Below are 12,706 nucleotides of genomic sequence, written 5' to 3'. Positions count from 1 at the left end.
TAAAAAGCCCCGCAATCGCGGGGCTTCTTGGTCTGGCTGGCGGGTTACTTCTTCAACCCGTAGCTCTCATCCAGCATGCCGGGGCCGTCGCTTTTCGGCGCGTAGTCCTTGGGCATCTCGTGGTTCTTCGGCGGAGTCAGGCGTTCGCGCTTTTCGCCGGCTTCGGTGCTGTTCAGGGTGGCCAGCAGGCGCTGACGGGTCAGCTCGTCCAGGGCCAGGCGGTTGGCACCGTCGGACAGGTGTTCCTGCACGTCCTGATAGCTCTGGGTGAGTTTCTTCACCAGGCTGGCGGTGGTGTTGAAGTGGGTCACCACTTCGTTCTGGTAGGCCTCGAAGCGTGCCTGCATTTCATCCATCTGCCGCTGCGTACGGCCCGGTGCAGCATTGGGGGCCAAGCGGGCGAGCAGAAAGCCCACGGCGATGCCGACCACCAGGGTCAGGGCGGGTATCAACCAGGCTGTAACGGTCTGTTCCACGAGTCCTTCCTCTCAAAACGGCTTTGCTTTACGTTAGCGGCTCGAACCTGCGCTGTATACGTTTACCTCGCAGGCAGTTTGCTAGACGAGTCGACCCGTTGCGGGGTCACGGAGTTCAGTGTTGCTCAGTCGCGAAACCCCTCTTTTCATTCAAGGCCCGGTGGGTCAACTCGAAGCCCTTCTGCTGGAAGTGCCTGACCCCCGAGGCGTGGCGCTGCTTTGCCATCCCAATCCGGTGCAGGGCGGCACCATGCTCAACAAGGTGGTGAGCACCTTGCAGCGCACCGCGCGTGACTGTGGATATCACACATTGCGTTTCAATTATCGCGGCGTCGGCGCCAGCGTCGGCAGCCATGACATGGACACCGGCGAGGTGGACGACGCCGAAGCCGTCGCCGCCTGGCTCAAGGAGGAATATCCGAACCTGCCCATCACGCTGCTGGGCTTTTCCTTCGGCGGCTTCGTCGCCGCGGCGCTGGGGGCGCGCCTGGAAGCGAAGGGGCAGGTGCCGAGCAAACTGTTCATGGTGGCCCCGGCGGTGCATCGCCTGACGGCCGATACGCCGCCGGCCAGCCAGTGTCCGCTGGTGGTGATCCAGCCCGATACCGACGAAGTGGTCGAGCCGCAGGGCGTGTACGACTGGTCGGCCAATCTCGGGCGTGCCCACGAGCTGCTGAAAGTGGCAGAATGCGGGCACTTTTTTCACGGCAAGCTGACGGATCTGAAGGAACTTCTTCTGCCGCGTCTATAAAACCGTCATTCCCGCGCAGGCGGGAACCCAGAGGGCCGCAGCACCTAGGCTCCCGCCTTCGCGGGAGTGACGGCAAATGAAGGCCTGCCACGTCATTGCAGCAAGACAAGCGAATTACTATGACCACCCGTATCCTTACCGGTATCACCACCACCGGCACGCCGCACCTGGGCAACTACGCCGGCGCCATTCGTCCGGCCATCGCGGCCAGCCGCGACCCGCAGATGGACTCGTTCTACTTCCTCGCTGACTACCACGCGCTGATCAAGTGCGATGATCCGTCGCGCATTCAGCGCTCGCGCCTGGAAATCGCGGCCACCTGGCTGGCGCTGGGCCTGGATACCGACAAGGCGACCTTCTACCGCCAGTCCGACATCCCCGAGATTCCCGAGCTGTGCTGGCTGCTCACCTGCGTCGCCGGCAAGGGCCTGCTCAACCGCGCCCACGCCTACAAGGCTTCGGTGGACAAGAACGTCGAACAGGGCGAGGACCCGGATGCCGGCGTGACCATGGGCCTGTTCAGCTACCCGGTGCTGATGGCCGCGGACATCCTGATGTTCAACGCGCAGAAGGTGCCGGTTGGTCGCGACCAGATTCAGCACGTGGAAATGGCCCGTGATATCGGGCAGCGCTTCAATCACCTGTTCGGCAAGGGCAAGGATCTGTTCGTTCTGCCCGAGGTGGTCATCGAGGAAGAGGTGGCCACGCTGCCGGGCCTCGATGGGCGCAAGATGAGCAAGAGCTACGACAACACCATCCCGCTGTTCGGCAGCGCCAAGCAGCTCAAGGAGGCCGTGGCGCGCATCGTCACCGACTCACGCGCACCAGGTGAGCCCAAGGACGCCGAAGGTTCGCACCTGTTCACTCTGTACCAGGCCTTCGCCAATCAGGCGCAGCAGGCCGAGTTCCGTGCCGAGCTGGAAGGCGGCCTGGCCTGGGGTGAGGCGAAGAACCGTTTGTATCAGCTGCTCGAAGACACCCTGGGCGAAGCGCGCGAGCGCTATAACGCCCTGATCGCCAGGCCGGCCGATCTGGAGGACATTCTCCTCGCTGGGGCGGCCAAGGCGCGCAAGATCGCCACACCGTTCCTCGGTGAGCTGCGCGAGGCGGTGGGCCTGCGCTCGTTCCGTGAGCAAGTGCAGATCGCCACTGGCGAGAAGAAGAAAGCCGCCAAGAGCGCACGCTTCGTCAGCTTCCGCGATGAAGACGGCAGCTTCCGCTTCCGCCTGCTGGATGCCGATGGTGAGCAACTGCTGCTGTCGAAATCCTTCGCCGATGGCAAGTCGGCCGGCATGATCAACAAGCGCCTGCAATCCGGCGAGCCGCTGGATGTGCGCGCCGAAGGCCAGGTGTTCTCGGTCTGGGTCGATGGTGAAAGCGTGGCGAGCAGCCCCGAGTTCGCCGACGGCCAGGCGCTGGAAGATGCCATTGCCCGTCTGCGTGAGGCGCTGGCGCTGCAGGAGTGAAGTAGCCCGGATTGCATCCGGGCTACGGCCATGATTGCCAATCTACGGGGGCGTCGCTAAAGTGACGCCCCCGTTTTTACTTGCCCGGCTAACGAATCATGACCCCCTTAGAGCGTTATCAGGCCGATCTCAAGCGGCCCGACTTCTTCCATGATGCGGCCCAGGAAAATGCCGTCCGCCATCTGCAGCGTCTTTACGACGATCTGATCGCGCGCGACCAGAGCAAATCCGGGCTGATGGGCAAGCTGTTCGGCAAGAAGCCGCAGGGGCCGGTCAAGGGCTTGTATTTCTGGGGCGGCGTCGGGCGCGGCAAGACCTATCTGGTCGACACCTTCTTCGATGCGCTGCCCTTCGAGCAGAAGATGCGCACTCACTTCCACCGCTTCATGAAGCGCGTGCACGAGGAAATGAAGACCCTCAAGGGCGAGAAGAACCCGCTGACCATCATCGGCAAGCGTTTCGCCGACGAGGCGCGGGTGATCTGCTTCGACGAGTTCTTCGTCAGCGACATCACCGATGCCATGATTCTCGCCACACTGATGGAGGAGCTGTTCAAGAACGGCGTTTCCCTGGTGGCCACTTCCAACATCGTGCCGGACGGCCTTTACAAGGACGGCCTGCAGCGCGCGCGCTTCCTGCCGGCCATCGCCCTGCTCAAGGAGCACACCGACATCGTCAACGTCGACAGCGGCGTCGACTATCGCCTGCGCGCGCTGGAGCAGGCCGAACTGTTCCACTTCCCGCTCGGCCCGGCCGCTGAAGACAGCCTGCGCAAGAGCTTCCAGAGCCTGCTGCCGGACTGCACCCATATGGTGGAGAACGAGGCGCTGATGATCGAGAACCGCGCGATCCACGCCGTGCGCGTCTGCGAGGACGTGGCCTGGTTCGAGTTCCGCGAGCTGTGCGACGGCCCGCGTAGCCAGAACGACTACATCGAGCTGGGCAAGATCTTCCATGCGGTGATCCTGGCCAATGTCGAGCAGATGAGCGTGGCCAAGGATGACATGGCGCGGCGCTTCATCAACCTGGTGGACGAGTTCTACGACCGTAACGTCAAGCTGATCATCTCCGCCGAGGTGGAACTCAAGGATCTGTATACCGGCGGCCGCCTGAGCTTCGAGTTCCAGCGCACGCTGAGCCGCTTGCTGGAAATGCAATCGCACGAGTTCCTCAGCCGTCCGCACCGCCCCTGAGCGAAACCGCCCACCCCGTTCGGGGTGGGCATGGCTCGCTCACTGTGGCAACCAGCTGCGCCCTACCTCCAGCGCCTGCGCGCCGTGCTGGACGATCAGTTCACCGCCATAGGTGACGATCAGCAGTGCCACGATCATGACTGTCATCGGCAGAATCCAGCGCTCATAGCGGTAGTAGAAACTCTTGTCGCGCACCTCCTCATTGGCGGCAGCGATCTCCGCCTCGCCCACCACCTGCCGGGCCAGCAGATGGTTGAGCGCCACGGGCGGCGACAGGTAGGCCAGTTCCATGGCGGTCAGGGCGATCATCCAGAAATGCACCGGGTGAATGCCGTTGGCATAGGCGATCGGCGCAATGGTGGCCGATACCAGGATCACCACGCCAAAGGCGTCCATCACCATGCCGATCAGGAACAGCACCACCATCAACGCGGTCAGTGCCAGCCAGATGCTCTGGAAGTCCTGCGGGATCAGCTCCATGAGACCGGAGCGTTCGATCACCCCGCCAGTGGATACCGACAAGGCCATCAGCAGGGTCAGTGCGCCGATATGGCCGACGGTGTCGTAAGTGGCGGCGCCCACGGCCTGGGTGAAGTTGCGCTGGCTGTTGCCTTGATCGTTGTCGAGGGTGCGGGCACTCGGAGCTTCCACCAGTGACTCGCCGCGCAGCTTGTCGAAGATCAGCACCACCAGCAGGATGACCGGCAACATCACCGGCGCGGTGAACTCGTTCAGGCGGGTGTCGAGCAGGTAGCTGTAGACCCAGACCACCACGATGGCGATGAGGATGTAGGGTGCCACCGGCACCAGAGCGCGGGCCATGGCGGGCATGGCGTCACGCGGGTGGGCGATGTTGATCGGTTGCTGGCGCAGCACCTGCGAGGCGATGAAGAACAGCGACGAGGTCAGGACGAAAACGGCGATCCCCCAGTTGTACAGTTCGGCCGTGGTCACCTGCTTGTTCAGTGCTGCGACCACCACGATCAGCAGGCAGGGACGCAGTACCACGCCGAGCGAGCCGGACATCGCCGAGACGGCCAGGGCGAATTGACGGCGGCCCCCGGAGAGCAGCACTTCGCGGTAGATGATGGCCCCGGCGGCGATGACGAAGATGCCCGAGGCGCCCGTGTAGGCGGTCGGCACGGCGGCGCCGATTAGCAGAATCCAGGTCAGCAGTTCCGGCGACAGTCGCCAGGGGCGGACCAGGTCGAGGAAGCGGTCGACCACGTTGGTCTGCTTGAGCAGCATGCCGGCCCAGATGAACAGGGCCAGGTTGAGGAAGATGCCCGACAGCTCGACGAGCTGGCCCAGGTAGATGGCGATGCCGCCATAGTGACCCTGCAGCGAGAACGAGGTGAAGGAGCTGATCGCCATGATGGCGTAGAGCGGCGTGGAGAGCAGCGCCAGCCCCGGATTGCCGCCAGGTTCGGCGTCTGCCGGTGGTTTCAGCAAGTGATAGACGCTGATCAGGCACAGGCAACTGAACAGCGCGATCCACAAGCCATTGAGATAGGGCCTGCTCAGTGGCAGGTCGGCGTTGAGCAGGGTATGCAGGTAATGGCTGCAGGAAAACACCAGCAAGGCGTTGGCGATGACCATGCCGGCAGCCGAGACGCGGTGATCGAGCCGGGTCTTGGCGGGGCGCAGCGAGATGTGATGACGGCGCAGGGTGGTGGTGACGCCGGCGATGCTTATGAGTAGCAGCAGGAGCAGGGCACGGTTGTCGGTGCCGAAGCGGAAGATGCCGAAGAACGAGGTCTCCAGACTGCGGAACAGTTTCAGTTCGGGCGTCATGTGCGCGACGACGGCCGCGTGCAGCGTATGCCGCTGCGCGCAGAGTTGAGCGGCACGTTCCAGGGCGCTGCGCTGCGCTTGTGGGTTGACCTCGGCAGTATCGAACAGATCGTCGATATCGCTGCTGGCCTGGGCCGGTTGCCTGGCCAGCAGAGCATCGATATCTGGGGTGGGGTCGCAGGTCGGGGTCACTGGGTCGGCGCGCAGCATGAAGTACTGCACGCCGGCAGCCGGATCACCGAACAGACGCTCGCCCATGCGCAGAAGTTGGCCATGGAGCATTTCCCCGGTGCCTATGACCAGGGTGAGGGTCAGCAGGAGGAAGACCGGCAGGGTGGAAAGCCATCGGCCAAACAGAGGGCGTTTGAACGTCTGGGTTGGTGCAGTCTGGTCATGGCTGGTCATGGTCGAGGCAATAGGCATGGCAGGCTCTACGGTCAAGGCGGAGTCCGGGGGCGTGCACGCCCCCGTTTCGTTATTGTTATTCGAGGTTCTGGGCGCACTCGGCATCGGCTGAGTCGATCTGGCAGCGCACGCGCTTCATCACCGCCATCATGCGTTTGTCGTAGATGCCTTCCTCGGTCAGCGAAATACGCGCCTCACGCAGCATCACGGTGTACTTCTCCATGTCCTCGGGCGGAATGTCGATCCAGTAGTGGCTATCGATCTCGCTTTCCGATTGCGTGATGATGTCCATGGCGCGGCTGTACTGGCTGAGGGCGAACTCGCGTGATTGCTGGCCGAAACCTTCGGGGAAACGGTCGGGGCGGATGACTAGCTGGTAGGTCAGTTGCAGTACCGGGAAGCGCGCCACACCGCCGCGCTGGCCCAGGCCCTTCTGCAGTTCCAGCGGTTTGTAGGCCGCCGCCGGTGCACCGACCACATCCACCGAGCCGTTGTTGAACTTGCCGGCGAAGTTGGTGACATCAGAGGCAACTGGCTGGGCGCCGATGCGCTGTACCATCTTCGCCTGCGCATTGTCGTAGTCCATGATCGCGAACTTCTTGCCCGACAGTTTGCTGATGTTGTCGATGGTGCGGTCGTTGACGAACAGGTAGGCCGCGCCCATGGGCACGATGCCCGCCACTTCGTAGGGGCCGTTGATCATGAACTTGCTGGCCTTGGGTGAGCTCAGGGTGGTGATCACCGTTTCCAGCGCCTGGTAGCTGGGCAGGGCGCCCATTGCTTCCAGGCTACCGGTGAAGCCGTTGAACTGACGGGCGCGCAAGCCCATGATCATCACGCCATCGCATTGCCCTGCCTTGAAGTCCTCTGCTGCGATTTTCTCGTCGGTGTAGGGCTTGAGCTCGAGGCTGGCGCCGAAATTGTTGGCAGCCAGTTGGTAGTCCTTCATCAGGCTGTAGGTGTCGCCCTGGGCGCCGAGGATGTCGAACACGCAGATCTTCTGGGCGAGCGCCTGGGGGGCGGCGCCCAGCGTCAGGCTGAGCAGAGCGGTGGCGGCTAGGTTGGAACACTTCATGGCGGATACTCCGGGTCATGCCGCTGAGGCAGGAGGGCTTGGGACGACCTGACTAGAGCAGGTCGTCGATCTCGATGCCGGTATCGACCGGCTGCTGCTTCTCGTCCCAGAAGCGCAGCAGGCCGCCGATTGGCGTGCGTGTGCCGGCATTGGCCGTCCAGTAGCGATCGGCATTGTTCATGACGGTGCTGCTGCTGATGGCGTCGACCTGGGCATAGGACTCATTGAGCGTGAAGCTGCTGTTCGCCGTCTGGGTCGAGCCGAAGGCCCGGAGCGCGCTGCGCAGGTGCTGCTCATCGTTCTTCGCCGTGGCGGAGATCGCGTAGAGGGCGTGGGCCAGGCGTACGCCGTGACGCTCGCCGATCTGTCGCGACTGCTCGAGCACCTGCCAGGGGTTCTGTCCCTCGCCGCTGCCTGGCAGCATGTTCCAGACCAGGGCGCGCGCCGCCATCGGCGCACCCCACCACTTCTCGTTGTCCAGGCAGGTCATGGCGCGCTCGGTCTTGGCCGCGATGTCCTTGGGCACGCCGACGGCGTTCTGCGAGTTGATGTCGTTCTGGATGGCTTGCAGTCCCTGGATCAGGCCTAGCAGGTAGATCAGCTCGTCGAGATCCTTGTCGAAGGCCGGGCAGCTATCGCCGATGCGGATATCGAAGCGCTTTTCGTAGTAGTTGGCGAAGTTCTGGTACGACTGGTATTGGCGGCGTGCCGCCAGCTCGGCGTAGCGCTTCTGGGTGATGCGTGCGTCCTGTGCCTCTTCGATCTGCTTGCTGCGTGAGGCGCGCAGGTAGCGCAGCTCCTGCTCGAAGGCGGTCTGCTCGGCACAGCTACCGGCAGTGAGGTAGAGCAGGGTCAGTAACTGCTGATTGTCGGCGCCCAGGCCGCTGGTGGACTGGATGAGCGGCGCGACGGCCGCGCCCGAATAACAGGCCATGTCGGCGTCATGGCTTTCGAGCATGGGACCGAGCAGGTTGTTTTCCATGAAGCGCAACGATTGGTCGGCACCGAAGCGTTTGATCGGGGTGCAGGCTGTCAGTAGCACCAGCGATGCAATGGCACACAGGCGCAGCGCACGAGAGACTCCCATGGTGTTCTCCGTCGTTATTGTTGTTGTAGAGGCGCATCCAGCGCACGGTCTTGTGTGTCTGCCACGCGTCAGCGGGCCGACCACAGTAAGCACTCTACTGGCAGCTGCTTGGGCTGATACCCAATCTTCTGGTGGGTGTGGCGGGTCGTTAGACTGGCTGTCTAGTGCCGGGCGTTACCGAATCGCCGCAGGCGTGGAGAATGGCGCCTGCGCGATTTCACTGGGGCTGCTGCTGAAATTGGCGGCGGTAATGGTTGGGGGACAGCCCGGTGTGCTGGCGGAACAGGCGCGCGAAGAAGCTGGCATCGTCGTAGCCGATCTCGTAGCTGACGGTCTTGATGCTCTTGCGGGTAGAGGACAGCAGGCTCTTGGCGGTTTCGATGCGCAGGCGCTGCAGATAGTGCAGTGGCTTGTCGCCGGTGGCGCCCTGGAAGCGGCGCATGAAATTGCGGATGCTCATGCCATGCTCGCGGGCCACGTCCTCGAAGCGGAACTTGTCGGCATAGTGCTCCTCAAGCCAGTGCTGGATCTGCAGCACGGTGACGTCCTGGTGCAGTTTCTGCCCGCCGAAGCCGATGCGTCCCGGGGTGTAGCTGCGTTGCACTTCGTAGAGGATGTCGCGTGCCACGCCCTGGGCCACGCCGGCGCCGCAATAACGCTCGATCAGGTAGATATAGAGGTCGCAGGCCGAGGTGACGCCACCTGCGCAGTACAGGTTGTCGGCATCGGACAGGTGCTTGTCCTGATTGAGCAGCACCTTGGGGAAGCGTTCGGCGAATTCGCGGAAGAAGCGCCAGTAGGTGGTCGCCTCCTTGCCATCGAGCAGGCCGGCTTCGGCCATCCAGAACACCCCGCTGGCTTCGCCGCAGATCGCCGTGCCGTTGGCATGCTGGTGTTTGAGCCAGTCCAGCACCTGTGGGTAACGCCGACTGAGTGCATCGAAGTCGTCCCAGAAGGCCGGCAGGATGATCACGTCGCAGGCATCCAGGCCGCCGTCGACTGGAACGCGGACGTTGCTGAAGCTGTTCACCGGCAGGCCGTCGGGGCTGACCAGATGGATCTCGAAGGGCGGTTGATCGCCAAGGCCCTGCTGCCTGGCGTAACGGATGCCGGCCATGTGGAAGAAGTCCTTGGCCTGCATGAGGGTGGAAGCGAACACGCCGTCGGTGGCGAGAATGCTGACGCGCCGTAAGGCGCCTGACTGATGATTAACCATATGTTGTTTTTATAAAGGCTAAGTGGTCACTAGGCGGCTGGATCGTCTTATTTTTTGGCGCTTGTGTCCAGTGCGACCAAGCGTTTGCTTGGCTAAAGTCGAGGCCATGCTTTTCCTCCCGTCTCAGACACAGGTAGCGCCATGATCCCCAGAACCCTATTCAGCTCCGACCATGAACTGTTTCGCGACAGCGTGCGCAAGTTTCTCGAGCAGGAAGCGGTGCCTTATCACCATCAATGGGAGAAGGACGGGCATGTCGACCGCGCGCTATGGAACAAGGCCGGCGAGGCGGGAATGTTGTGTTCGCATGTCCCCGAAGAGTATGGCGGCATGGCGGCCGACTTCCTCTATAGCACCGTGGTGATCGAAGAGATCGGTCGGCTTGGCCTGACCGGCATCGGTTTCTCGCTGCATTCGGACATCGTCGCGCCCTACATCCTGCATTACGGCAGTGAGGCGCAGAAGCAGCATTACCTGCCCAGGCTGGTCAGCGGCGAAATGGTCACTGCCATCGCCATGACCGAACCGGGTGCCGGCTCCGACCTGCAGGGCGTGAAGACCACGGCCGTGCTCGATGGTGACGAGTACGTCATCAACGGTTCTAAGACCTTCATCACCAACGGCTGGTTGGCCGATCTGGTGATCGTCGTGGCCAAGACCGACCCCAAGGCTGGCGCCAAGGGCACCAGCCTGTTCCTGGTGGAGGCCAATACGCCAGGTTTCTCCAAGGGCAAGCGCCTGGAGAAGGTGGGCATGAAGGCGCAGGACACCTCCGAGCTGTTCTTTCAGGACGTGCGCGTACCCAAGGAGAATCTGCTGGGCCAGCCGGGCATGGGCTTCGCCTACCTGATGCAGGAGCTGCCGCAGGAGCGGCTGACTGTGGGTATTGGTGCGCTGGCCTCGGCCGAGGCGGCGCTCAAGTGGACGCTGGACTACACCCGTGAGCGCAAGGCGTTCGGCAAGGCCGTGGCGGATTTCCAGAACACCCGCTTCAAGCTCGCCGAGATGGCCACCGAAATCCAGGTTGGTCGTGTGTTCATCGATCGCTGTCTGGAACAGCATCTGGCGGGCAAGCTCGATGTGCCGACGGCGGCGATGCTCAAGTACTGGAGCACCGATCTGCAGTGCAAGGTGCTCGACGAGTGCGTGCAGCTGCACGGCGGCTACGGCTACATGTGGGAATATCCGGTGGCGCGCGCCTGGGCCGATGCCCGGGTGCAGCGTATCTACGCCGGCACCAACGAGATCATGAAGGAGATCATTTCCCGTTCGCTGGTGTAATCGGGCAATGGTTCGCGGGGCGAACTCGGGCGTCGCCCCGGCGCTCCAAGGCAGAAATGCCTGGAGAGCCTCATGACCCGATTAAGCGACCTGGCCGCCTCCCCCTTCGCGGATTGGGACGGCAGTCCGGCGGCTGCCCGCGAGCTGCAGACGCACCTGGCCCGGCAAGTTCGGCTGGAGGACGATTATCCGACGCTGCGGCGCCTGGCGGGCGTGGATGTCGGCTTCGAGGAGGGCGGCGCCATTACGCGCGCTGCCGCAGTGCTGTTGGATGCCGATACCCTGGAGCCGCTGGCCGAATGCGTGGCGCGCATCCCCACCAGCATGCCCTATGTGCCGGGCTTGCTGTCCTTTCGCGAACTGCCCGCTTTGCTTCAGGCGCTGGCTGGCTTGCCGCACGAGCCGGATCTGGTCTTCGTCGACGGCCATGGCATCGCCCATCCACGCGGCCTGGGCATCGCCGCGCATTTAGGCGTGGTCAGCGGCTTGCCGACCATTGGCGTGGCCAAGAAGATCCTCACGGGGCATCACGCCGAGCTGGACGAGGCGAGGGGCGCATGCGTCGAGCTGCTGAGCAGGAGGGGCGAGCGGATCGGTTGGGCGCTGCGCAGCAAGGATCGCGTGCGGCCGCTGATCGTCTCGCCGGGCAATCGGGTTAGTCTCGAACGTGTGCCGGAGCTGGTCATGGCCTGCGTCAGGCGTCACCGTTTGCCCGAACCGACCCGCCTGGCTGATCGCCTGGCCTCGCGACGCGATGCCGGGAGCGATCAGCCTTCACTCTTTTAAGGTGCCGGGTTGGGCTGTGCTTTGTGAATGGCTTCGATGCCGACGAGCACTTCTTCGGAGAGCTTCAGCTCGGCGCTGGCCAGGTTGCTGTCCAGTTGCTCCAGGCTGGTGGCGCCAATGATGTTGCTGGTCACGAACGGTTGCGCGGTGACGAAGGCCAGGGCCATCTGCGCCGGGTCCAGGCCGTGCTCGCGGGCCAGGGCCACGTAGCGTGAGCAGGCTGCTTCCGACTGCGGGTTGGTGTAGCGGGCGAAACGGCTGAACAGGCTGATGCGTGCGCCAGCAGGACGGGCACCACCTTCGTATTTGCCACTGAGCATGCCGAAGGCCAGTGGTGAGTAGGCCAGCAGGCCGCACTGCTCGCGAATCGCCACTTCCGCCAGGCCCACTTCGAAGCTGCGGTTGAGCAGGTTATAGGGGTTCTGGATCGACACCGCGCGCGGCCAGCCACGGCTTTCGGCCAACTGCAGGAACTTCATGGTGCCCCACGGGGTTTCGTTGGACAGGCCGATATGGCGGATCTTGCCGGCCTTGACCTGCTCGTCGAGCACTTCCAGGGTTTCTTCCAGCGGCGTGAACTCAACGTCCTTGTGTTTGTAGTCGAGTTGGCCGAAGAAGTTGGTCGGCCGCTCCGGCCAGTGCAGCTGGTACAGATCGATCCAGTCGGTTTGCAGGCGCTTGAGGCTGGCGTCCAGTGCGCTGACGATGTGCTGGCGGTTGAACCTGAGCTGGCCGTCACGAATATGGCTGATGCCGTTGCCGGGGCCGGCGATCTTGCTGGCCAGAATCCAGTCGGCGCGGTCGCCATGCTGCTTGAAATAGCTGCCGATGATCTGCTCGGTCTTGCTGTAGGTTTCGGCGCGCGGCGGTACCGGGTACATCTCTGCGGTATCGATGAAATTGATGCCGCTGGCCTTGGCTCGTTCGATCTGAGCGTGGCCTTCGCTCTCGCTGTTCTGCTCACCCCAGGTCATGGTGCCCAGGCACAGTGCGCTGACATCGAGATCGGTTCGGCCTAGCTTGCGGTATTCCATGGAGTACTCCCTTGGCAAAAGAGTCATACAAGCAGGTTGAAATTTTTTTCGCAATCAGGATAATTCGGCACCTCTTTCTGCGGTGGAAGTGATGCGCCGCCTGCCGAAGAATCTTGCCGTATTGTGGACGCGCTGACCCGAG

General features: G+C 63.0%; 11 protein-coding genes. 5 read left to right on the top strand and 6 right to left on the bottom strand.

The features are described from left to right. Window positions 1-44: 44 nt before the first annotated feature. Window positions 45-476 (bottom strand): Z-ring associated ZapG family protein, encoded by a 432-nt coding sequence (locus BLR77_RS05645; RefSeq protein ID WP_003459282.1) that lies wholly within the window; start codon window positions 474-476, stop codon window positions 45-47. Window positions 477-597: 121 nt separating this feature from the next. Here BLR77_RS05645 and BLR77_RS05640 point away from each other — a divergent pair, with 121 nt between their 5' ends. The 3 genes from BLR77_RS05640 to zapE all read left to right on the top strand — a co-directional run bounded on the left by BLR77_RS05640 (window position 598) and on the right by zapE (window position 3,886). Beyond that, window positions 598-1,227 (top strand): alpha/beta hydrolase, encoded by a 630-nt coding sequence (locus BLR77_RS05640; RefSeq protein ID WP_074675864.1) that lies wholly within the window; start codon window positions 598-600, stop codon window positions 1,225-1,227. A 119-nt stretch (window positions 1,228-1,346) separates the two neighbouring features. Next, complete coding sequence (locus BLR77_RS05635) at window positions 1,347-2,693, top strand: tryptophan--tRNA ligase (protein WP_074675863.1); 1,347 nt, start codon at window positions 1,347-1,349, stop codon at window positions 2,691-2,693. A gap of 98 nt (window positions 2,694-2,791) precedes the next feature. Further along, a complete protein-coding gene (gene zapE / locus BLR77_RS05630; protein ID WP_074675862.1) occupies window positions 2,792-3,886 on the top strand; it encodes a cell division protein ZapE in 1,095 nt (364 codons plus the stop codon). A 39-nt stretch (window positions 3,887-3,925) separates the two neighbouring features. On the opposite strand, the gene BLR77_RS05625 is transcribed toward zapE, so the two are convergent. The 4 genes from BLR77_RS05625 to BLR77_RS05610 all read right to left on the bottom strand — a co-directional run bounded on the left by BLR77_RS05625 (window position 3,926) and on the right by BLR77_RS05610 (window position 9,463). After that, window positions 3,926-6,103: a TRAP transporter large permease subunit gene (locus BLR77_RS05625; protein WP_074675861.1), complete on the bottom strand. Its 2,178-nt coding sequence runs from the start codon at window positions 6,101-6,103 to the stop codon at window positions 3,926-3,928. A gap of 58 nt (window positions 6,104-6,161) precedes the next feature. Next, a complete protein-coding gene (locus BLR77_RS05620; protein ID WP_074675860.1) occupies window positions 6,162-7,160 on the bottom strand; it encodes a putative solute-binding protein in 999 nt (332 codons plus the stop codon). A 52-nt stretch (window positions 7,161-7,212) separates the two neighbouring features. Further along, window positions 7,213-8,247 (bottom strand): hypothetical protein, encoded by a 1,035-nt coding sequence (locus BLR77_RS05615; RefSeq protein WP_074675859.1) that lies wholly within the window; start codon window positions 8,245-8,247, stop codon window positions 7,213-7,215. Between the two features lie 217 nt (window positions 8,248-8,464). Next, window positions 8,465-9,463, bottom strand: coding sequence for a GlxA family transcriptional regulator (locus BLR77_RS05610; RefSeq protein ID WP_074675858.1), 999 nt, complete (start codon window positions 9,461-9,463; stop codon window positions 8,465-8,467). Between the two features lie 141 nt (window positions 9,464-9,604). Between BLR77_RS05610 and BLR77_RS05605 the strand changes: the two genes are divergently transcribed. After that, window positions 9,605-10,744: an acyl-CoA dehydrogenase family protein gene (locus BLR77_RS05605; RefSeq protein WP_074675857.1), complete on the top strand. Its 1,140-nt coding sequence runs from the start codon at window positions 9,605-9,607 to the stop codon at window positions 10,742-10,744. A 72-nt stretch (window positions 10,745-10,816) separates the two neighbouring features. After that, the gene (gene nfi, locus BLR77_RS05600; RefSeq protein WP_074675856.1) at window positions 10,817-11,530 is read left to right on the top strand and encodes a deoxyribonuclease V; all 714 of its coding nucleotides are present in this window, start codon (window positions 10,817-10,819) and stop codon (window positions 11,528-11,530) included. On the opposite strand, the gene BLR77_RS05595 is transcribed toward nfi, so the two are convergent. Continuing rightward, window positions 11,527-12,564: an NADP(H)-dependent aldo-keto reductase gene (locus BLR77_RS05595; RefSeq protein WP_074675855.1), complete on the bottom strand. Its 1,038-nt coding sequence runs from the start codon at window positions 12,562-12,564 to the stop codon at window positions 11,527-11,529. The two genes, nfi and BLR77_RS05595, sit on opposite strands and share 4 nt — an antisense overlap. Window positions 12,565-12,706: the final 142 nt, after the last annotated feature.

Origin of the sequence: Ectopseudomonas alcaliphila (genome assembly GCF_900101755.1) — a bacterium.
In the GTDB taxonomy this organism is placed as follows: Bacteria; Pseudomonadota; Gammaproteobacteria; order Pseudomonadales; family Pseudomonadaceae; genus Aquipseudomonas; species Aquipseudomonas alcaliphila.
This window is presented reverse-complemented; position numbering and strand designations above follow the sequence as displayed.